We start from the raw sequence: 19,327 nt of genomic DNA on the forward strand, positions 1-19,327 counted from the left end.
GCGCGGCGGCCCATTTGCGGAGATGCCTTCCCATGACCGATCGCCCCGAATTCGATTCCGAGCTGTTCGCCAAAGGTTTGAAGGTGCGGCGGGAGGTGCTGGGCGCGGCGCATGTCGACCGCTCGCTCCAGAGCGCCAACGACTTCACCGCGCCGATGCAGAAGATGGTCACCGAATGGTGCTGGGGCGAGCTGTGGAACCGCCCGGGCCTCGACCGGCGCACCCGCAGCTTCATCAACCTCGCCATGATCTCGGCCCTCAACCGCCCGAACGAGGTGAAGCTGCATGTCCGCGGCGCGCTCAACAACGGGCTGACGCCCGAAGAGATCCGCGAAGTGATGATGCAGGTCGCGGTCTATTGCGGCGTGCCGGCCGGCCTCGACAGCCTGAAGGCCGCGGCCGAGGTGCTGAAGGAAGAAGGCAAGCTCAGCTAAGCCCGCCCCACGCAACCGTTGGCCGGAGGACGCCAGGAATGACCAGCTCGGACAAGCCGCGGATCGGCTTCATCGGCATCGGCGCCATGGGCCTGCCCATGGCGACCTGCCTGCTGAAGGCGGGTTACGCCGTCGGCGCCTACGACGTGCGTACCGACCAGGTCGATCGCCTGGCGGCCGAGGCCGGCGCCCAGCCGATGGCGACGCTGGCCGAACTCGGCCGGCAGTCGGACGTGGTGCTGACCATCCTGCCGACCAGCGCCATCGTCGAGAAGGTCCTGTTCGGGCCGGACGGACTGGCGCCTGCGCTCAAGCCCGGCGCCGTCGTCATCGACATGACCTCGGGCATCCCGGACGAGACGGTGCGCTTCGCCGAGACGCTGGCCGGGCAGGGCGTCACCCTGTTCGATGCGCCGGTGTCCGGCGGCGTGCCGCGGGCCATCACCGGCAAGCTCACCATCATGACGGGCGGCGACGATGCCGTGATCGACGCCCAGATGGCTTTGCTGGAGACGATGGGGTCGGTCATCCGCACCGGCCGCATCGGCAGCGGCCACGCCATGAAGGCGCTGAACAACCTGGTGTCGGCCGGCGGCTTCCTGATCGGCATCGAGGCGCTGCTGATCGGGGCCAAGTTCGGCATCGAGCCCGGCACGATGGTCGACATCCTGAACGCCTCGACCGGCGTGAACAACAGCACCCAGAAGAAGTTCCGGCAGTACGTCCTGTCGCGCAGCTTCGACTCCGGGTTCCCGATCGAGCTGATGGTGAAGGACCTGTCGATCGCGCTGGAGGTCGCCCGCTCGGGCGGCGTCAACGCGCCCTTCGCCACCCTCTGCCGCGAGCTGTGGGCGGGGGCCTCGACGATGCTGGGGCCGCGCGTCGACCACACGGCGGTGGCGCAGCTCAGCGAGAAGCTGGCCGGGCTGGAACTGCACGAAGGCAAGTAGGACGACGGCCCCCGCGGGGAAACAACCCCCGGGGGCGATCCGCAAGGGGGAGGGATTCCGGCACATGACTTTCACGGCTCAGTTGGTGAACTACGTCCGCGACAGCCGGCTCGCGGACATTCCGGCCGACGTGCATCACGAGGCCAAGCGCGCGCTGGTCAACATCGTCGGCTGCGCGCTGGGTGGGGCGGACCATCCGGCGATGGACATCACCATCGACGCGCTCGGCCCATATGCCGGCCCGGCGACCTCGGCCGTGCTCGGCCGGCGCGAGCGGTTCGACCCCCTGCTGGCCTCGCTCCTGAACGGCATCAGCTCGCACGTGCACGACTATGACGACACGATGCCGCGCAACTACATCCATGCCAGTTCGCCGGTGGCCTCGGCCCTCTTCGCCTATGCCAGCGTCAACAAGGTGTCGGGGCCTGACTTCCTGCATGCCTTCATCCTGGGCTTCGAGATCGTGGCCCGCATCGGCAACGCGACTTATCCCGCGCACTACGATGCCGGCTGGCACTCGACCGGATCGGTCGGGGTGTTCGGCGCGGCCGCGGCCGTCGGCCGGCTGCTGGGCCTCGACGCCGAGCGCATGACCTACGCCATCGGCCTGGCGGCGACCCAGGCGGCTGGCATCCGCGAGATGTTCGGCTCCATGGGCAAGTCGTTCCACCCCGGCCGCTCGGCCCAGAGCGGCTACATGGCCGCATTGCTCGCCCAGAAGGGCTTCACCACCGGCCGGCTGCCGCTGGAAGCGCCGCGCGGCTTTGCCGCCGTGACGGCCGCCACCTACGACCTCGACAAGCTGGTCGCGAATCTGGGCCAGGATTTCGACCTGCGGGTCAACACCTACAAGCCGTTTCCCTGCGGCATCGTCATCCACCCGACGATCGACGCCTGCATCCAGCTCCACGACCGGCACGGCCTGGTGGCCGACCAGATCGAGGCGGTCGAACTGCGGGTGGCCCCCCTGGTCAAGGACCTCTGCGACAAGAAGCAGATCACGGCCGGGCTGGAGGGCAAGTTCTCGATCTACCACGCAGCCGCCATCGGCCTCGGGCGCGGGCGCGGCAGCCTGTCGGAGTTCACCGACGCCGCCGTCGCCGACCCGGTACTGAAGCGCCTGCGCGAGCTTACCCAGGCCGTGGGCGACGGCGAGGTGGGCGAGGACAATGTGGTCGTGTCGGTGCGCTTGAAGGATGGGCGCACGGTCGGCATGAAGCTGGAACAGTCCCTGGGTAACCTCGCTCGGCCGCTGAGCGATGCCCAACTCGAGACCAAGTTCCGCGACCAGACGACGGTGGTCACGCCGGCCCAGGTCGATGCCGCGATCGCCGCCTGCTGGGGGGTGGAGGAACTGGCCGACGTCTCGACCCTGATCGGGCATTGCGTCCCGGCCGGCCAGTAGGCTTGCACGAAGAACAGGCGGCAAGGACCGCCGAACGACGGAGGAGGGGACTGATGAAGACCTGGAAGGCAATGATCGCGGCCGCCATCGTCGCGGCCGTACCCGCCGTGGCCGCCGCCGAAGTGAGCGAGCTGCGCATCCCGCTGGGCGCCGGCGGCTTCGGCTTCCTGCCCCTGCACATGATGCAGGAGCACAAGCTGATCGAGAAGCTGGGCGAGGAAGCCGGCGTCAAGGTGACCGTGAACTGGTCGAACATCGGCGGTCCGGCCGTCATGAACGACGCCCTGCTGTCGGGCTCGGCCCACTACATCTCGGCCGGGCCGCCGGCGTTCCTGATCCTATGGGATCGCACGCGGGCCAATGTCGGCGTGAAGTCGATCGGCGCCATCAGCTCCATGCCGATGACGCTGAACGTCACCGGCTCGCAGCTGAAGTCGCTCGACGAGATCAGCGGCGCCCAGAAGATCGCGGTCACCTCGGTCAAGGTGTCGATCCCCTCGATCATCATGCAGATGTATGCGCTGAAGAAGTACGGCCGCGACCAGGTCTTCCGCTTCGACCCCTTCACCGTGACCATGGCCCATCCCGACGCGGTGATCTCGCTGATCTCGGGCGGGGGAAACATCATCGGCCATTGGGCGTCGGCCCCCTTCGACGCGCGCGAGTTGAAGGAGCCCGGCATCCGGACGGTGATGAGCTCCGACGACGTCATGGGCGGCTCGACCACCTTCACGATGATGTCGACCACCTCCAAGTTCCAGGCGGAGAACCCGAAGGTCCACGGCGTCGTCATGAAGGCGCTGAAGCGCGCGCAGGAGATGATCGGCGAGGACAAGAACGCGGCCGCCGCCGTGCTGCTGAAGTCGATGGGCGGCAAGGGTTGGGACACGGCCGAGCTGGTCGCGATCCTGAACGATCCCAAGACGAAGTACACGCCGCGGCCGGAGAACGTGCTGACCTATGCCAACTTCATGCATGAAATCGGCTCGCTCAAGAACAAGCCGGCCGGCCTGGCCGACCTCTTCTTCGACAATCCCGATGTGAAGGGCGGCAACTAGGCGGCCGGGCCATGGCACAGGAGGGCGCATCGCCGCCGCTGCTGTCGGTGGACGGGGTGACGCTGCAGTACCGGACCCGCGAGCATCTCGTCACGGCGACCTACCGCGTCAGCTTCGAGGTGCGCCAGTCCGACCGCTACGTCATCCTGGGGCCGTCGGGCTGCGGCAAGTCGACCCTGCTGAAGGCGGTCGGCGGCTACATCAAGCCGGTCGAGGGGAGGATCGCGCTTGGGGGCCGCGCCATCGCCCGCCCCGGCCCCGACCGTGTGCTGGTCTTCCAGGAGTTCGACCAGCTCCTGCCGTGGAAGACGGTGAAGGACAATGTTCTGTTCGCCCTTACCGCCAGCGGCCGCCTGAAGGGCCGCGAGGCGGTGGAGCGGGCCGAGCACTACATCGCCAAGGTGCACCTGACCAAGTTCGCGGACAGCTACCCGCACACGCTGTCGGGCGGCATGAAGCAGCGGGTCGCGATCGCCCGCGGCATGGCGATGGAGCCGGAGATCCTGCTGATGGACGAGCCCTTCGCGGCCCTGGACGCGCTGACGCGCGGCCAGATGCAGGAGGAACTGCTCCAGCTATGGGAGGAAACCAAGGTGACGCTCCTGTTCGTCACCCATTCGATCCCGGAGGCGGTGCGCATCGGCGACCGCATCCTGTTGCTGACCCCCCACCCGGGCCGGGTGCGGGCCGAGCTCGGCAGCACCGGCATCGACGCGGTCGGCGCCGACGGCCGCACGCTCTCGGCCCGGATCGAGTACCTGCTGTTCGGCGAGCAGCCCGCCCAGCGGAGCGGCACCCATGGCTGACGTGAGGGGAGAGCGGCCCGACTACATCGCCGACGACGTGCCGGCCGGCTTCGGCGTCGTCGTCAAGCCGCTCGGCCTGTGGGAGCGGGTGTTCGCCATCGGTGCGGTGCGCAAGGGCTTGCTGCTGCTGGCGATGGCGGCGATCTGGGAGGTCTATGCCCGCTGGCTCGGCAACTCACTGCTGTTCCCGACCTTCTCCGAGACGGCGACGGCCTTCTTCGCCGGCCTGCGCACGGCCGAGCTGATCGCGGTCACCGGGCGCTCGGTCGAGATGCTGCTGAAGGGTTATGCGCTGGGCCTGCTTCTGGCGGCGGTGGCGACGGCCTTCGCGACCGCGACCCGGGTCGGGGCCGACCTGCTCGACACGCTGACCTCGATGTTCAACCCGCTGCCGTCGATAGCGCTGCTGCCGCTGGCCATGATCTGGTTCGGGCTGGGCGACGGCAGCGTCATCTTCGTGCTGATTCACGCGGTGCTGTGGTCGGTGGCGCTCAACACCCATGCCGGCTTCCGCTCGGTCAGCCCGACCTGGCGCATGGTGGGGCAGAATTACGGCTTGTCGCGGGTCGCCTACGTCACCCGCATCCTCATCCCGGGCGCCTTGCCCAGCATCCTGACGGGCCTGAAGATCGGCTGGGCGTTCGCCTGGCGCACCCTGATCGCGGCAGAACTGGTATTCGGCGTCAGCTCCAGCGGCGGCGGGCTCGGCTGGTACATCTTCCAAAACAAGAACCTGCTGGATATACCCAATGTGTTCGCCGGCCTGCTGATGGTCATCGTCTTCGGGCTGGTGGTCGACAACTTCGTCTTCCGCGCCCTGGAACAACGCACGATCCGCCGCTGGGGCATGCAAAGCTGACAGGAACGCAAAGCCCCCCGGGTGCCCACCACATGCCGAACCGTGTCGAAGCCGATTTCTCTCCCGATCTGTCGATGCGGGTCAACAGCGTGGCGGCCCCGGTGCGCCGGCAGGTGGCCAAGGTGCTGCGCGGGGCCATCACCAGCGGCCGCTTCGCGCCGGGCCAGCGCCTGATCGAGAAGGACCTGTGCGAACTGCTGGGCGTCAGCCGGCCATCGGTGCGCGAGGCCCTGCGCGAGTTGGAGAGCGAGGGGCTGATCGAGATCATCCCCAACCGCGGTCCGCTGGTGAAACGCCTGACGGCGGCCGACGCGGCCAGCGTCTACCAGGTGCGGGCGGCATTGGAGGCGCTGGCGGCCAGGCTGTTCGTGGAATGCGCCAGCGACGACCAGGTGGCCGAGCTGGACGCCGCGGTGGAGCGGCTGGCGGGCGCCTATGCGACGCTGGACGTGGAGCAGATCCTGTCGGCCAAGCAGATATTCTACGACGTGCTGATCGCCGGTACCGGCAACAACGTGCTGCGCTCGATGCTGCGCTCGCTGAACGACCGCATCACCATGCTGCGCCGGGTGACCCTGTCCTCGCCCGCGCGCGCCCAGGAAAGCATCCGGGAAATCCGCGACATGATGGCGGCGATCCGGCGGCGCGATGCCGACGCGGCCTATGCCGTGTCCCTGCACCATATCCAGCAGGCGGCCCGGGTGGCGCTGGCCGGCCTGTGACGGCCGGGGTGCGGATGCCCCCGGCCGCGGCAGGCATGCCTACTTCACCGACGAGAAGCTGGTCGGCTGCAGGAAGCTGTTGCTGATCGAGGCGACGATGGCGCCGTCCTTCTCGGTCTCGGCGCGGGCGGCCAGCCACTCCGGGTCGACCTGGAACTTGTTCCACTTCTCTTCCCGGTCGGCCATGGAATCCCAGGCCAGCAGGTAGATCAGGTCCTGGTTGTTCTCGCCGACCAGGACCGTCCAGAAGCCGGCCTGCTTGATGCCGTGCTGTTCCCACTTCTTCAGGGTGATGGTGTCGAAGCGCTTCAGCAGCGCCGGCAGGCGGCCCGGCATGCAGTGATAGACGCGCATCTCGTAGATCATTCGCAGGTTCCCTCTTTCCTCTCTTGTCGGCGGCCTTCAGGCGGCCACCTGGGCCACCGTCGGCGCCTCGCCGGCGATGGTCGTTCGGCGCACGTCGCGGGCCTCGCGGGTCTCGTCGAAGGCGCGCGCGCGGTGCATGGTCTGGCGGTTGTCCCACATCACCAGGTCGTGCTGGCGCCAGACATGGGCGTGGACGAACTCGCGCTGGGTGGCGTGCTCCATCAGGTCGCGGATCAGGCAGCGGGCCTCGGGCATCTGCCAGCCGACGATGGTGCCGATATGGGACGACAGGAACAGCGACTTGCGGCCGGTCACCGGGTGGGTGCGCACCAGGCGCTGGCGGACGGGCGCGAAGGTCCGCTTCTCCTCCTCGCTCAACTCGGTGAAGCCCAGCAGGCCGCGCGAATAGATAAGCGAATGCTCGCACACCAGGTCCTCGATCTCGGCCTTGGTGCGGTCGTCCAGCGCGTCGTAGGCTGCCCGCATGTCGGCGAACTCGGTGTTGCCACCGGCCGACGGGATGCGCCGGCCCGACAGCAGCGAATACTTGGCCGGGACCGCGCGGAACGAGCTGTCGGAGTGCCACAGCCGGTTGCCGAGGTTGAACATGCGCCGCCGGTCGTCGCGCGCCAGAAGCTGGTTGTTCTGGTCCAGGTTCGAGACGTCGGCCAGCTTCACGTCGATCCGCCGCTCGCCCGGCTTGGTGATGTTGCCGCCGACGGCCAGCTCGATCTGCCCGAAATTCACGCTGAAGGCGACTTGCTGCTCGTCCGTGATGTCCTGGTCGTGGAAGACGAGGACGGCATGCCGGTCCATCCCGGCCTCGACCGCGGCCACCTCGTCGGCGGTCAGCGGGCGGCGCATGTCGATCCCTTCGACCTCGCCGAACAGATGCGGGTGCAGCGGGCGGATGCGAACGCTCATGGCGGTCTTCCCTCCGGTGACGGACCTTGTCCTCCGGTCGAGCTTAGACCCGGGCCGGCGCTCCGGGAAAGCCCGGAGCGCCGGCCCGGGGGGCCTATTGCAGCGGGAAGCCGATCCGGCGCAGCGCCGCCTTCAGCCGGTCGCGACCGCGCAGCGCCTTGACGCTGGCGATGCGCGACAGCACGCGCTCGGTCCAGGTGTCGGCCTGCATCTCGTTGCGGCGCGAGAAGGCGCCCATCCTTTCGTCGTAGGCCGCGCGCCGGGCAACCTCGTCGCCGATCCGGTAGGTGCCGTGATGCAGGACGCCGTCCTGCGGCAGGCGCGGCTTCACCTCCGAGGGGGCGGCCGGGTCGGCATAGCCGACACACAGGCCGAAGACGCCGGCGACGCCGGGCGGCAGGCCCAGCAGTTCGGCCACCGCCACCACGTCGTTGCGCATGGCCCCGATATAGAGCGTCGACAGGCCGAGCGATTCGGCGGCCACCACCGCGTTCTGCGCGGCCAGGGCGGCATCGATGGAGGCGACCAGGAACGGCTCGAGGAAGGGCAGCCCCTCGAGTACCCGGCCCTCGGCCTCGGCGATGCGGGCCAGCCGGGACAGGTCGGCCAGCCAGACGAGGTAGAGCGGGCACTGCTCGATGTGCTTCTGCCCGCCGGCGATGGCCGCCAGCTTGGCGCGCACGGCGGGGTCCGTCACGGACACTACCGACCAGGTCTGCAGGTTGGAGCTGGTCGCGGCGGACTGGGCGGCCGCCACCAGCGTCTCCAGCGTGCCGGTCGGCAGCGCGGTCGGCAGGTAGGCGCGCACCGACCGATGCTGGAGAAGCTGCGCGATCGTCTCGTTCCACGGGCCGGCGGCGGGCGCCGCATCGTCACCGTAGCGCGCGGCCAGCGCCGCATTCTTGCCGGGCAGGGTGCCGGGAATGGCGTCCATGGGGAGGTACCTCGGGGAAGGGAAAGACGGCGGAATGATTGTGCATCATCTGTGCCCGACCGGGCGCCCGGCGTCTACCGGCCGATGGCCCCGACCGGGGTGGCGACAGTTTCCATTGCGACTCGCCCGGGGCCGGTCCAATCATCCGCCCATATGCTTTGGGGGGAACGAACCATGAAGAACACCATGCTCGGCGTCGTGGCCGGGCTGTGGCTGCTGGCCATGCCGGCCGCCCACGCCCAGGGCCTGGCGAAGGTCGAGAAGCCGGAGGATGTGGGCCTGTCGGGTGAGCGGCTGGAGCGCATCTCCAAGCGCATGCGCCAGGGCGTCGAGAAGGGCGAACTGCCCGGCGCCGTCGTGCTGGTGGCCCGCCACGGCCATGTCGCCTACCTGAAGGCGTTCGGCCTGCGCGATCCCGAGGCCAAGGCGGCGATGGCGACCGATGCCATCTTCCGCATCGCCTCCATGACCAAGCCGATCACCTCGCTCGCCATCATGATGCTGGCCGAGGAGGGGGCGCTGTCGATCGCCGACCCGGCCGAGAAGTACCTGCCCGAGTTCAAGGACCTGAAGGTCGGCACCGTCCGCCAGGTCGACGGCAAGAGCGAAGTGGCGCTGGAGCCGCAGCGCCGGCCGATGACCGTGCAGGACCTGCTGCGCCACACCTCGGGCCTGACCTACGGTGCCGCCGGCGACAATCCGCTGAAGCAGGCCTATGTCGACGCCAAGGCATCCGATCGCGGCCAGACCAACGCCGAGATGGTGACCAAGCTGTCCAAGCTGGCGCTCGTCTTCCAGCCCGGCACGACGTGGGAATACTCCATGTCGACCGACGTGCTGGGCCGCATCGTCGAGGTGGCGAGCGGCATGCCGCTCGACCGCTTCGTCGCCGAGCGCATCCTGAAGCCGCTGAAGATGAACGACACCGGCTATTCGGTGCCGGCCGAGAAGGCCGGCCGCGGCGCCCGGCCGCATCGCGAGGGGGCCAAGAACGAGGTCCCGGCGGTGCCGCTGGTGACCCAGGACTTCGCCTGGAAATCCGGCGGCGGCGGAATGGTTTCGACGGCGTCCGACTATGCCCGCTTCTGCCAGTTCTGGCTGAATGGCGGACAACTCGACGGCGTGCGACTGGTGTCGCGCAAGACGATCGAGCTGATGTCGAGCGACCACCTGCCGCCCGGCACGAAGATGGGGCCGGACATGGCCCGCTTCGAGGCGCTGACGCCCTCGCGCGAGATGGGTCAGGGCTTCGGCCTGGGCTTCGCCGTGCGCAACGAGGCCGGCATGAGCCCGCTGCACGGCTCGCCCGGGGACATCTTCTGGGGTGGGGCCTTCGGCACCTACTTCTGGATCGACCCGGCCGAGGGCATGTTCGCCATCCTGATGATGCAGTCGCCGCACGCCCGGCTGCCCTACCGCTACCTGATGCGCGAACTGGTCTACCAGGCGATCGTGGATTAGGGCTGTGGGTGGCGATCGTCCGGCGCCTGGCCGAACGATCGCCACCCGGTCCACCAGCGGGTGGCCGTCGTGACCAGGCAGAGCGTACCGAAGACCCATGCCAGGAGCGGGAAGCCGGCCGGCCACAGGCACATGGCCGCGAAGCAGGCCAGCGTCTCGGTGCCCTCCGTCAGGCCGCCCAGGTAGCGTATGCCCTTGGCGGCCAGCCGCTCCTCCGCCATGCCGCGGCGGGCCGCGACCGCGGCGAAGGCCAGGAAGCTCGAACCGGTGCCGACGAAGGCCAGCAGCAGGAATGCGGCCGGCAGGGCGTTGGCCGCCGGGTCGGCCAGGGCGAAGCCGAAGGGCACGGCGGCGTAGAAGAAGAAATCGCAGGCGATGTCGAGGAAGGCGCCGCGGTCGGTCGGCCCCACCAGGCGGGCGACGGCTCCGTCCAGCCCGTCCAGCAGGCGATTGACCAGGATGGCTGCCAGGGCCGCCACGGGCCGGCCGGCCGCCAGCAGCGGCAACGCCGCCAGCCCGATCGTGAAGCCGGCCAGCGTCAACTGGTCGGCCGCTATCCCCAGGCCGGCCAGCCGCCGTGCCGGGCCGACCAGTGCGCGGTGCAGGAAGGGCTGGAGCGCTCGGTCGAGCAATCGGCGGCCGGCGGCTCAGGTGCCGGTGATCGGGAACACCAGGCAGGTGCCGGTGCCGTGGGCGTAGAGCCGGCCGTCTGCGGCACCCACCAGCCGGCCTTCGGCCGTGCAGATGCGGCGGCCCTCGCTGACGATCCGGCCCTCCGCCCGCAGCGTCCCGACGCCGGGCAGGATCGCGCGGGTGAAATTCACCTTGGTCTCGACGCTGGTATAGGCCAGCCCCGGCGCCAGGGTCGACTGGACCGCGCAGCCGATGCAGGAATCGAGCAGGGTCATGGCCAGCCCGCCATGGACCGTGCCGAGCGGATTGAAATGGCGCGCCTCCGGCTGGATCTGGAACACGGCCATGCCACGCGCGACCTCGATCAGCCGGAAGCCGAGGGTCCCGGCCATGGGCGGCGCGGGCAGGGTCCCATTCATCAGGCCGGTCAGGAAGTCGAGGCCGGTCATGCCGGCCATGGTTTCCTTTGGCACGACGCCGAAGCGGCGGTCGTCCTGGGGGGCGTCGGTCGGCATTCCGGCCATGGTTCTGCTCGTTCCCGCGAAATGTCAGTTCTTCAGGCCGATTTCGGCGAAATCGCGCGGTGCGGTCGGCGACACGGCCTCGGCGGCGATTGTATCGGACCACAGCAGCCGCTGGAGGTACGAGCCGACGGGGGCGGCCCCCTCCAGCAGCGCGCCGAAGCCCAGCGTCGGCCACAGGCTGCCGATGACGAGATAGGCAACGCCCAGGGATTCCGCGGCCGAGGCGACGCCGTGGCTGAGCCATTTCCAGATGCCGCGCTGCCAGAGCGGCAATGCGGACGCTTCCGGGTCGATCCCCACTTCCTCGAGCTGCCGACGCTGGCGGCGATACTCGCCCTCGCCGATCTGGCCGGCGGCCAACAGACGGTCGAGCTTGCCGACGCGGAGCGCCACCAGCCGGGCGGCGATGTCCGGCCCGTCCCAGGGTGCTGGCGGCAGGGCTTCCTCCGGGATCTCGCCGCGCAGGCCGAGTTCGACGGCCTCGCGCGCCCACAGGGCCCAGACGCCGAGCCGCCGGATCGAGGCACGTCGGTCGGCGTCGGCCTGGGCGCGGGCGGGCGACCAGCGGTTGTCGCTCCAGCCGCGCGCCGGCAGGGCGGAGCGGAAGTCGGGCGGGGCGAAGTAGTAGCGTACGTCGATCGCGTGGCGGGACGTTCGGGCGCGAATGCCGACCGCCAGCCAGGTGTCGGTCACGACGGCGCCGAGAGCGGCCAGGGTCTCGCGCGCGGCCAGCCAAACCGGCGGCCCGGCCACGTCCTCGGACAGGACGACATGGTTGATGAACAGGCAAAGCCCGTCGCTGTCGGTGTCGTAGGCGACGTGGGCCAGGTGGATGTCGCCACGCGCGCAGTCCGATGGGCCGGTGAAGGCCGGCGGCCGCGGCGACAGGTTGGTGCGGATAATGGCGACCGCCTCGACGGCGCCCGCCTCGATCCGTGCCAGGGCCCGGGTGGCGAAGACGGCCTCGCCATGACGCTCGATCGCCTCGCCCACCGGCAGCCAGCGGCCGGGCGGCAGGGGCACCAGCTTGCCCGCCACCTCGACGACGCCGTGGAGCAGGGGGGCGGCCTGGCCAATGGTGGCCATCCCCACCATCATCAATGCCAGGAGCAGGCGAGCCAGGCTATGCACGGGAAATCAGCCTGCTGCCCGCACGCCGTCGGCGACAAAGTCCATGGCCGGGCGCGCGCCTTCCCATTCCCAGCCGAACTCCACCAGGTGGCTGCCGACCCCGTCGGTCAGGCTGTGCCAGGCGGCCAGCAGTCCCGCCGTGTAGACATTGCCGGTAACGATGAAGCCGACACCCATGGTCAGCGACGCCTGGATGCCGCGGCTTGTCACTGCCTGGCCCAGCCGGCGCTGCCAGCGGCTCGTGCCGGCTGGCGGATCGGCCGCGGGCGGCGGCGCGCCCGGCCAGGACAAGGTGGCTGTCGGCCCCAGCGGATCTTCCAGCCGGCCTTCGATCTCGTCCAGGGCGCGGCCGACCCAGGGTGCCAGCGCGCGGGCGCGCAGGCGCATGGACCCGGGTTCGGTGGCGGTGGCGGCACGCTGCACCATGGGTTGGGTGGCCCGCTCGGGGGTGGACGCTGCCGGCCAGACATAGCGCACGTCGACGGCATCGCGGCGGTCGCTGACCCGCACGCCCGCGATCGCCAGCGCGCCCGGAATCTGCCACGCGCGCCGCGACGCCTCTGCCCGGCCCGACGCCCAGGCCGGCAGGTGCGCGACGGTGCCGCCGCTGGCCGGCGACATGACGACGTAGGCGCAGGCGAGGTTGCGCGCGCGCTGGCGCACGCCGGTCGCATAGACGGCCCCTACCCGATTGCACTCGCTGGCCGGCCCCCAGCCATTCTCGACCGGCAGCAGGTTGGCGTGGGCCAGCACGATCCCCTCGACGATGCCGCCCCGCTGCTGCACCAGCATCACCCCGCCGATCGCCCCATAGGCGCCCGGCGATGGGCCAGCGACCGGGCCATGCCCCTGGCCGATGACCGTCCAGTCGCCCGGCGGCAAGGGTACCGACCGGCCGAGCAGCACCAGCGTCGCGCGATGCACCTCGCCCACGGCCGGCAGCTCGCCGGCCGACCCGCTGGTGGCGGGCAGCATGGCGAGCAGCATGGACGCGGCAAAGGCACCCCGCTTCAGGATCGGACTCAATCCACCCCACCTTCGAACCAACCGGGAGTGGAGCATGCCGGAAGCCGGCTGGCTAGGGGATCCCCCTCAGGACAGGACCTGCACGGTCTTGCGCCCGATCAGCTCGAAATCGATCTCGGCACCCAGGCCCGGCCGGGTCGGGGCATGGACCATGCCGTCGCGGCCGACCTCGATGTCCTCCAGCATGCCGTACTTCTGGGCCGCCTCCGGCAACAGCACCTCGAAGAACTCGCAGTTCTTCAGCGCCATGGTGACGTGCAGGTTGGCGAGGTTGTTCAGCGAGTTGCCGCCATGGTGGATCTCGTAGTTCATGCGGAAGGCCTCGGCCAGGTGCGCGGTCTTCAGCACCGTGGTGATGCCGCCCTTCACGGCGACGTCGCCGCGCAGATAGTCGGTGGCCCGCTCGGTCAGCCAGATCGCGTAGGAGTCGAGGCCGGCCAGTGGGTACTCGGTCGCCATGATCGGGATGCGCAGGGCCTGGCGCAGCTTCACGTAGTTGTAGACGTCCTGGTCGCCGAGCGGGTCCTCGTACCAGTAGTAGTTCATCTCCTCGATCGCCCGGCCGACCCGCAGCGCCGTCGGGTAGTCGTAGCCCCAGGTCGAATCCAGCATGATCGTGTAGTCGCTGCCGACGGCATCGCGCACCGCCCGGCAGGCGGCGATGTCCTCCTTCAGCTTCTGCTGGGGGTGGATCTTGTAGGCGGCCCAGCCGGCTTCCTTGAACTGCACGGCCTGCTCCGCATAGGCCGCCGCCGACGGCAGCACCTCGGAACTGGCATAGGCCGGCACCCGGTCGCGGTAGGAGCCCATAAGCTGGTGGATCGGCAGGCCGGCCACCTTGCCCGCGATGTCCCACAGGGCGACGTCGATGGCGCCGATGGCGCGTGTCGTCGTCTGCCGCACGCGCGCCCACATGAGCTGGTTGAGGCGTTCCCGGTCGAGCGGGTTCTGCCCCATGATGCGGGGCTTCAGCGCGCGGATCAGCGAGCCGGCCTCGCTGTCGGCCGGGTTGGTGGCCGAGCCCAGGAAGGAATGGCCCTCGACGCCCTCGTCGGTGCGGATGGTCAGCAGGCCCAGCCGGCTTTGCCCGGTGTTCTGGGCGGCGTGGGCGCCGTAGCTGAGGTTGGGGATCCCTTCCCAGGCGAACAGCGTCAGCGTGACGTCGGTGATCTTCATCGGCCCTGCCTTACTCGGCGCGGATGTTGGCGCCGCGGATGACCTCGCCCCAGCGGGCGCTGTCGGACGCGATCAGCTCCTGCAGGCGGGCCGGCGGTCCGACGATGATCTCCAGCCCGTTCTTGGCCATGCGCGCCTGGAAGTCCGGGTCGGCCGCGACCTTGTCGAGCGCGGCCGTCCATTTGGCGACGATGTCCGCCGGCAGCTTCGCCGGACCGACCAGGCCGAACCAGTTGCCGATCTTGAAGTCGGGCACGGTGGCGCTGGCGACCGGCAGGTCGGGGAACAGCGGGCTCTGCTTGGGCGCGCCGAAGGCGATCGGGCGCACGCCCTTGCCTTCGATCTGGCCCAGGAATTCCGGCATGTTGCCGAACATCAGGTCGGTGCGGCCGGCGGTGATGTCGACCAGTGCGTTGGCGCCGCCGCGATAGGGGACATGCAGCATCTGCGTGCCCGTCAGCCGCTGGAACAGCTCGCCCGCCAGATGCTGGCTGGAGCCGTTGCCGACCGAGGCATAGGTCAGCTTGCCCGGGTTCGCCTTGGCATGCTCGATCAGCGCCGGGACCGTCTGGAAGGTCGATTGCGGGCTGGCGATCAGCATGTTGTAGACGTTGGCCAGGCTGGCGATCGGCGTCACGTCGCGGTTGGGGTCGATCGCCAACTTCACGCCCGGCATCTGCGGCAGGACGGTGTGGTTGGCCATCGTCGACAGCGAGACCAGGTGGCCGTCTGGGGCCGCGCGCGACACCTCGGTCAATGCGATCATGCCCGATGCACCGGTCTTGTTCTCGACCACCACGTTCTGGCCGAAGATCGGCCCCAGCTTCTCGGCGAACATGCGCGAGACGAGGTCGCAGCTACCCCCGGCCGAGAAGCCGCAGAGGAAGCGGATGTCGCGCGACGGGAAGTCGGCGGCGGCCGCACCCCCGGCAAGGGCGAGCGACAAGGCGGCTCCGGCGAGCGTAAGGCGGATCATCGGCGTTCTTCCCCGTGGTTTTCTGTTCGGCGCGGAACATAGCCAAGGCGGGCAGTGGATTTCACGCAGGATTTGCGGGCAGGGTCGGCCGGCGCTATGGAATGGCTCTTCCAGGATGCTGCCAGCGAACGGACCTTCAGCGATGCGAATTGGCGTTCTCGAGGCCGGCCGGGTGCCGGCGGACATGGCCGACCGGCATGACGGCTTCGGCCCGATGATGGAACGGCTGCTCCAGGGGGCCGAGCCGGCCTCGTCGGTCACGGTATATCCAGTGCTGGACGGCGTCTTCCCGGAATCGCCCGCGGCCCAGGACGGCTGGATGGTCACCGGCTCGCGCCACGGCGTCTACGAGGACCTGCCCTGGATGCGGACGCTGAAGGCATTCCTGTGCCAGTCGGTGGCCGACCGCGTGCCGGTCGTCGGCATCTGCTTCGGCCACCAGATCCTGGCCGACGCCATGGGCGGCCGGGTCGAGAAGTCCGACCGCGGCTGGGGGGTCGGGGTCCACCGATACGGCGTGAGCCGGCCGCTGCCCTTCATGGCCGACGCACCTTCCAGCTTCGCGATCCAGGCCATGCACCAGGATCAGGTGGTGGCCCTGCCACCGGGAGCCGAGGTCATCGCCGGCTCGGACTTCTGCCCTTATGGCGCGCTTGCCTATGGCGACGTTGCGCTCTCCTTCCAGGGCCACCCGGAGTTCGCGGCGGCCTTCTCCGAAGAACTGATCGCGTCCCGCAAGGGCGCCCTCATCCCCGATGCCACGGCCGAGGCCGCCTTGGCGTCGCTGGCCGGCCGGACCGACGCGCCGCTGGTCGGCCGCTGGATCGTGGATTTCTTCCGCGCGGCCAAGGCGGGCAGGGTGGCGTTGCAGGCGGTGCCGGCGTAGATGGCTCAGGCGCCTTCCGGCAATGCCGGAATGCCCGACCGCCGTGCGGCGGCGATCAGCGCACGATCCTTGGTGGCGATCGGCAAATGCCGCCGGATGGCAAGTTCGAGGTAGGCCGCATCGTAGCTGGTAAGACCGTGGGCTTCGGCGACCCTCGGCACCGCGGTCGCGGCGAGATCGAGAGCCCCCGCATCGATCTCGATCGGCAGCGCGGCAAGCAGCCGGAGTTGTCGCGTCACCTCATCGGGCGAGATGCGGCCGCGGCGTTGGGCCTGGATCAGCACGTTGATGACCTCGAGGCTCCAGATCGGCGGCACTATCGCCCCCTCCGATCGCAGCCGCATCAGCAGCGCGTCGGTCGCAGCGCTCGCTTCGTCCTCGAAACACCAGGCAAGCGTGACCGAGCAGTCGAGGACGAATGCGGTCAACGGCGACCCTGATCGCGCAGGTCGCGCACGGAGAGGCCGCCGAGGGTCCTGCCTTTCCGCGCCGCCAGAATCGCGTCGATCACCTGATCCACGCCTCTATGCGCGTCGACCTCTGGCGGTACGAGACGGGCAACCACCTTGCCGTGACGCGTGATCGTGATCTCCTCGCCCCGGGACACGCGCTCCAGCAGAGCTGAAAGGTGGGTCTTGGCCTCGAATGCGCCGACCGTTGTCATCCATCACTCCTGACGGATTCAATCTAGTTGATTCATCTGGTCTGTTCAATGCGGCACCAATTCCATCGTCGCCGCGGCCTCCGACTGGATGCGATCCCAGCCGTAGAGCATCGGCACCAGGCGGCCCTCGGTCCAGGCGGCGTTCTGGTCGGCATAGTTGGGGCTGCCGGGATGGCCAGAGGCGCCGTGGAACACCGCCCACTGGCAGGCATCCCAGTTGCCGACATCGAAGACGTAACGGGCGACCGCGCCATACATGGCCGGCAGGCCGATCGAGCAAATCAGGCCCGTCGCCAGGACGCAGTCGTTGTCGCCGCCGATCGGACGCGAGGCCGGGTCGAGCAGGGCGGCGGCTTCCGGGAACTGGGCCGACAATGGATGGACGAAGCGGGGCTGGTGCATGGCCGACCAGGGGCCGTTGTCGCCCTCGGCGGCGACCTGGGCCAGGGCCTGGCCGACCGCCTCGTCCCAGCCGATGCCGCCCAGGAGGCCGGCATCGTCGGCGCGCAGCAGGCCGGGCAGGGTCCACCAGAGCTGGTTGGCCGGCACGAGCGGCGGCGGCACCTTCAGCAGCGGGTCGGCCGCGGCGCGCGCCAGGCCGGAGCGGTCCGCCAGGATCAGCGTCAGGGCGCGGCGCACGCGGGCGTAGGCGCCGGCTGCCACCGATCCGCCATCCATGTGCCCGTCCCAGCCGGCGATCCGGTCGCGCAGGGCGCGCTGGGCCGGGTCGGCGGGGGCGAGCCGGGCCACACGATCGCGCAGCAGGATGCCGTTGGGCGAGGCCGTGTCCATGTGAATGGCCGCCATGTCGGCGGCCGTGGCCCGGTCCAGTCCGGCCAGCAGGCGGGCGATGCGGTCGGCGCGATAGGGCGGGTGGCAGTCGGTGGTCAGGTATTCGGGAAAGTCGTCGGCCACCGGACGATTGTTGGCCGTGACGATGGCGCCGCCCGGCGGGTCGAACACGCGTGGCATCGCCTCCCACGGGATGTCGCCCTGCCATTCATGGTCGCCGGTCCAGCCCGGTACCGGCAGCCAGCCATTGATGCGCGAACGCCGCGGCACCTTGGCCCGCACCAGGTGGCCGATGCGCCCGGCGACGTCGCCCGCGACCAGATTGTGGTCGATCAGGCCCCATTCGCGCGTCGCCTCGAACAGCGCGTCCACCGTGCCCGCGCGCAGCATCGGCAGCAGGCAGTCGAGCGAGCGATCGGTCTCGGCCACCTGCACCGTGCGCAGGGTGACGGCCGCACCACTGGCCGGGTCGCCGGCAATGACCGGCCCGTGATGGGTCTCGACCACCTCGATCTCCACCGCCGGGCCGCCCCGCACGCCGATGACCTCGGTCCGCCGCGTCGTCGGCAGCCATTCGTCGCGGAAGAGGTATTGGCCCGCGCCGGGCGCGAAGCGTTCGACGAAGAGGTCGAAGATGTCCATGAAGGCATGGGTCACGCACCAGGCGACCCGGCCGTTATGGGCGAAGTGCGGGAAGGCCGGCACACCGGGCACCGTCAGCCCGATCGCATCGAACTCCGGGCAGGCGATGTGGCCTTGCGCATACATGCTGGGGATCTCGAACACCCGGTGCGGGTCGCCGGCCAGCAGCGGCCGGCCGGTCGCGGTCCTGGATGGGCCCAGCGCCCAGTTGTTGCTGCCGCCGCCCGTCGCGTCGGACGCGCCCAATGCTGCCACGGCCTCCAGTGCCGGTCCCAGGTCGGCCAGGGTGGCGACCCAGCGGTCGGCCTCTACGCCGGGCGGGATGCACAGCAGGTCGCGCCCGCCATCGTCGTAGCGCAGCTTGGTCACCTGGTCGGGGCCGATGGTGCGCACGGCCGCCGCCCGCCACAGCTTGAACCAGATGGAGCCCATCAGGAACCCGCGCTGGCGCATCGCGGCGATGCTCTGCCACGGCTCCCACGGCTCGGGCGTCGCCCCCAGCAGCCCGTATTCGAGCGGCAGGACACCCTCGGCGATGAAGGCGTTCACGCCGGCCGCGTAGGCCGACAGCATGGCCGCGGTCTCGCCCGATGCCGCTGCCAGGTCGCGGCGCGAGGCGGCCTCGATCCCGGCCCGGCGGGCCAGCGCGTCGCCCGCCACGCCGGAGGGGCCGACCCACTCGGCATAGCGCCCGACGGCGCGGCGGCGGGCGGCATCCATCTGCCACAGCCGGTCCTGGGCATGGGCGAAGCCCTGGGCGAAGAAACAGTCGGCGGGGTTGCCGGCGCGGATATGCGGCACGCCCCATTGGTCGCGAAAGATGTCGACCGGGCCACCGATACCCGCCAGGGTCATCCGCCCGTCCAGCGGCGGGATCGCCGCCCGCGCCGCCGCTTCGCCGATCGCCGCCGCCATGGTCGCCCCTCCGGATAACCCCTCTTGCGGGATATATCATATA

21 protein-coding genes are annotated in these 19,327 nt (G+C 69.8%); 9 read left to right on the top strand and 12 right to left on the bottom strand.

Annotated features, from left to right (window positions below; all coding sequences use genetic code 11):
* Positions 1 to 32 precede the first annotated feature (32 nt).
* The 7 genes from STVA_RS10925 to STVA_RS28355 all read left to right on the top strand — a co-directional run bounded on the left by STVA_RS10925 (position 33) and on the right by STVA_RS28355 (position 6,234).
* Positions 33 to 434 (top strand): carboxymuconolactone decarboxylase family protein, encoded by a 402-nt coding sequence (locus STVA_RS10925; protein WP_123687988.1) that lies wholly within the window; start codon positions 33 to 35, stop codon positions 432 to 434.
* Between the two features lie 38 nt (positions 435 to 472).
* On the top strand, positions 473 to 1,384 hold the full coding sequence (locus tag STVA_RS10930) for an NAD(P)-dependent oxidoreductase (protein WP_123687989.1): 912 nt from the start codon (positions 473 to 475) through the stop codon (positions 1,382 to 1,384).
* Positions 1,385 to 1,448: 64 nt separating this feature from the next.
* A complete protein-coding gene (locus tag STVA_RS10935) occupies positions 1,449 to 2,789 on the top strand; it encodes an MmgE/PrpD family protein (protein WP_123687990.1) in 1,341 nt (446 codons plus the stop codon).
* A gap of 53 nt (positions 2,790 to 2,842) precedes the next feature.
* Complete coding sequence (locus tag STVA_RS10940; protein WP_123687991.1) at positions 2,843 to 3,847, top strand: ABC transporter substrate-binding protein; 1,005 nt, start codon at positions 2,843 to 2,845, stop codon at positions 3,845 to 3,847.
* An 11-nt stretch (positions 3,848 to 3,858) separates the two neighbouring features.
* Positions 3,859 to 4,653, top strand: coding sequence for an ABC transporter ATP-binding protein (locus STVA_RS10945; RefSeq protein ID WP_123687992.1), 795 nt, complete (start codon positions 3,859 to 3,861; stop codon positions 4,651 to 4,653).
* Positions 4,646 to 5,512: an ABC transporter permease gene (locus tag STVA_RS10950; protein ID WP_123687993.1), complete on the top strand. Its 867-nt coding sequence runs from the start codon at positions 4,646 to 4,648 to the stop codon at positions 5,510 to 5,512. The genes STVA_RS10945 and STVA_RS10950 overlap by 8 nt, the downstream gene beginning before the upstream one ends.
* A 32-nt stretch (positions 5,513 to 5,544) precedes the next feature.
* Positions 5,545 to 6,234: a GntR family transcriptional regulator gene (locus STVA_RS28355; protein ID WP_123687994.1), complete on the top strand. Its 690-nt coding sequence runs from the start codon at positions 5,545 to 5,547 to the stop codon at positions 6,232 to 6,234.
* Between the two features lie 39 nt (positions 6,235 to 6,273).
* Here STVA_RS28355 and STVA_RS10960 read toward each other — a convergent pair whose 3' ends face one another.
* The 3 genes from STVA_RS10960 to STVA_RS10970 form a co-directional block, all read right to left on the bottom strand.
* Complete coding sequence (locus STVA_RS10960) at positions 6,274 to 6,600, bottom strand: NIPSNAP family protein (protein WP_123687995.1); 327 nt, start codon at positions 6,598 to 6,600, stop codon at positions 6,274 to 6,276.
* A gap of 36 nt (positions 6,601 to 6,636) precedes the next feature.
* Positions 6,637 to 7,524 carry a TauD/TfdA dioxygenase family protein gene (locus STVA_RS10965; RefSeq protein WP_123687996.1) on the bottom strand — a complete coding sequence of 296 codons (888 nt, stop codon included), beginning with the start codon at positions 7,522 to 7,524 and terminating at the stop codon, positions 6,637 to 6,639.
* 94 nt (positions 7,525 to 7,618) lie between these two features.
* Positions 7,619 to 8,458, bottom strand: a complete 840-nt coding sequence (locus STVA_RS10970) for an NADPH-dependent oxidoreductase (protein ID WP_123687997.1) — start codon at positions 8,456 to 8,458, stop codon at positions 7,619 to 7,621.
* Between the two features lie 174 nt (positions 8,459 to 8,632).
* Here STVA_RS10970 and STVA_RS10975 point away from each other — a divergent pair, with 174 nt between their 5' ends.
* Positions 8,633 to 9,919 (top strand): serine hydrolase domain-containing protein, encoded by a 1,287-nt coding sequence (locus tag STVA_RS10975; protein WP_197735843.1) that lies wholly within the window; start codon positions 8,633 to 8,635, stop codon positions 9,917 to 9,919.
* Here STVA_RS10975 and STVA_RS10980 read toward each other — a convergent pair.
* The 6 genes from STVA_RS10980 to STVA_RS11005 form a co-directional block, all read right to left on the bottom strand.
* Positions 9,916 to 10,551, bottom strand: coding sequence for a CDP-alcohol phosphatidyltransferase family protein (locus tag STVA_RS10980; RefSeq protein WP_123687998.1), 636 nt, complete (start codon positions 10,549 to 10,551; stop codon positions 9,916 to 9,918). The genes STVA_RS10975 and STVA_RS10980 overlap by 4 nt on opposite strands.
* 15 nt (positions 10,552 to 10,566) lie before the next feature.
* Positions 10,567 to 11,076 (bottom strand): PaaI family thioesterase, encoded by a 510-nt coding sequence (locus STVA_RS10985; RefSeq protein ID WP_197735844.1) that lies wholly within the window; start codon positions 11,074 to 11,076, stop codon positions 10,567 to 10,569.
* A gap of 24 nt (positions 11,077 to 11,100) precedes the next feature.
* A complete protein-coding gene (locus STVA_RS10990) occupies positions 11,101 to 12,207 on the bottom strand; it encodes a hypothetical protein (RefSeq protein WP_142235743.1) in 1,107 nt (368 codons plus the stop codon).
* Between the two features lie 6 nt (positions 12,208 to 12,213).
* On the bottom strand, positions 12,214 to 13,233 hold the full coding sequence (locus tag STVA_RS10995) for a hypothetical protein (RefSeq protein WP_142235744.1): 1,020 nt from the start codon (positions 13,231 to 13,233) through the stop codon (positions 12,214 to 12,216).
* A gap of 66 nt (positions 13,234 to 13,299) precedes the next feature.
* Complete coding sequence (locus STVA_RS11000; RefSeq protein WP_123688002.1) at positions 13,300 to 14,409, bottom strand: enolase C-terminal domain-like protein; 1,110 nt, start codon at positions 14,407 to 14,409, stop codon at positions 13,300 to 13,302.
* A 10-nt stretch (positions 14,410 to 14,419) separates the two neighbouring features.
* Positions 14,420 to 15,385: a Bug family tripartite tricarboxylate transporter substrate binding protein gene (locus STVA_RS11005; protein WP_170216284.1), complete on the bottom strand. Its 966-nt coding sequence runs from the start codon at positions 15,383 to 15,385 to the stop codon at positions 14,420 to 14,422.
* Positions 15,386 to 15,527: 142 nt separating this feature from the next.
* On the opposite strand from STVA_RS11005, the gene STVA_RS11010 reads away from it, so the two are divergent.
* Positions 15,528 to 16,271, top strand: coding sequence for a glutamine amidotransferase-related protein (locus tag STVA_RS11010; RefSeq protein WP_123688004.1), 744 nt, complete (start codon positions 15,528 to 15,530; stop codon positions 16,269 to 16,271).
* Between the two features lie 5 nt (positions 16,272 to 16,276).
* On the opposite strand, the gene STVA_RS11015 is transcribed toward STVA_RS11010, so the two are convergent.
* From STVA_RS11015 to STVA_RS11025, 3 genes are read right to left on the bottom strand one after another with little or no spacing between them, the layout of a single operon-like run.
* A complete protein-coding gene (locus STVA_RS11015; RefSeq protein ID WP_123688005.1) occupies positions 16,277 to 16,699 on the bottom strand; it encodes a type II toxin-antitoxin system VapC family toxin in 423 nt (140 codons plus the stop codon).
* Entirely contained in the window at positions 16,696 to 16,935 is a 240-nt protein-coding gene (locus STVA_RS11020) for a type II toxin-antitoxin system Phd/YefM family antitoxin (RefSeq protein WP_123688006.1), read from the bottom strand. The genes STVA_RS11015 and STVA_RS11020 overlap by 4 nt, the downstream gene beginning before the upstream one ends.
* 45 nt (positions 16,936 to 16,980) lie before the next feature.
* Entirely contained in the window at positions 16,981 to 19,284 is a 2,304-nt protein-coding gene (locus STVA_RS11025) for a penicillin acylase family protein (protein WP_197735845.1), read from the bottom strand.
* Between the last annotated feature and the right edge of the window lie 43 nt (positions 19,285 to 19,327).

This window comes from Stella humosa, assembly GCF_006738645.1.
Classification (GTDB): domain Bacteria; phylum Pseudomonadota; class Alphaproteobacteria; order ATCC43930; family Allostellaceae; genus Allostella; species Allostella humosa.

Coding starts and splice junctions, on each gene's coding strand:
- STVA_RS11025 (WP_197735845.1), bottom strand. CDS start 19,284: ATGGCGGCGGCGATCGGCGAAGCGGCGGCGCGGGCGGCGATCCCGCCG.
- STVA_RS10940 (WP_123687991.1), top strand. CDS start 2,843: ATGAAGACCTGGAAGGCAATGATCGCGGCCGCCATCGTCGCGGCCGTA.
- STVA_RS10935 (WP_123687990.1), top strand. CDS start 1,449: ATGACTTTCACGGCTCAGTTGGTGAACTACGTCCGCGACAGCCGGCTC.
- STVA_RS10950 (WP_123687993.1), top strand. CDS start 4,646: ATGGCTGACGTGAGGGGAGAGCGGCCCGACTACATCGCCGACGACGTG.
- STVA_RS10945 (WP_123687992.1), top strand. CDS start 3,859: ATGGCACAGGAGGGCGCATCGCCGCCGCTGCTGTCGGTGGACGGGGTG.
- STVA_RS10970 (WP_123687997.1), bottom strand. CDS start 8,458: ATGGACGCCATTCCCGGCACCCTGCCCGGCAAGAATGCGGCGCTGGCC.
- STVA_RS11000 (WP_123688002.1), bottom strand. CDS start 14,409: ATGAAGATCACCGACGTCACGCTGACGCTGTTCGCCTGGGAAGGGATC.
- STVA_RS10985 (WP_197735844.1), bottom strand. CDS start 11,076: ATGGCCGGAATGCCGACCGACGCCCCCCAGGACGACCGCCGCTTCGGC.
- STVA_RS11005 (WP_170216284.1), bottom strand. CDS start 15,385: ATGATCCGCCTTACGCTCGCCGGAGCCGCCTTGTCGCTCGCCCTTGCC.
- STVA_RS11010 (WP_123688004.1), top strand. CDS start 15,528: ATGCGAATTGGCGTTCTCGAGGCCGGCCGGGTGCCGGCGGACATGGCC.
- STVA_RS10965 (WP_123687996.1), bottom strand. CDS start 7,524: ATGAGCGTTCGCATCCGCCCGCTGCACCCGCATCTGTTCGGCGAGGTC.
- STVA_RS28355 (WP_123687994.1), top strand. CDS start 5,545: ATGCCGAACCGTGTCGAAGCCGATTTCTCTCCCGATCTGTCGATGCGG.
- STVA_RS10925 (WP_123687988.1), top strand. CDS start 33: ATGACCGATCGCCCCGAATTCGATTCCGAGCTGTTCGCCAAAGGTTTG.
- STVA_RS10960 (WP_123687995.1), bottom strand. CDS start 6,600: ATGATCTACGAGATGCGCGTCTATCACTGCATGCCGGGCCGCCTGCCG.
- STVA_RS10930 (WP_123687989.1), top strand. CDS start 473: ATGACCAGCTCGGACAAGCCGCGGATCGGCTTCATCGGCATCGGCGCC.
- STVA_RS10975 (WP_197735843.1), top strand. CDS start 8,633: ATGAAGAACACCATGCTCGGCGTCGTGGCCGGGCTGTGGCTGCTGGCC.
- STVA_RS11020 (WP_123688006.1), bottom strand. CDS start 16,935: ATGACAACGGTCGGCGCATTCGAGGCCAAGACCCACCTTTCAGCTCTG.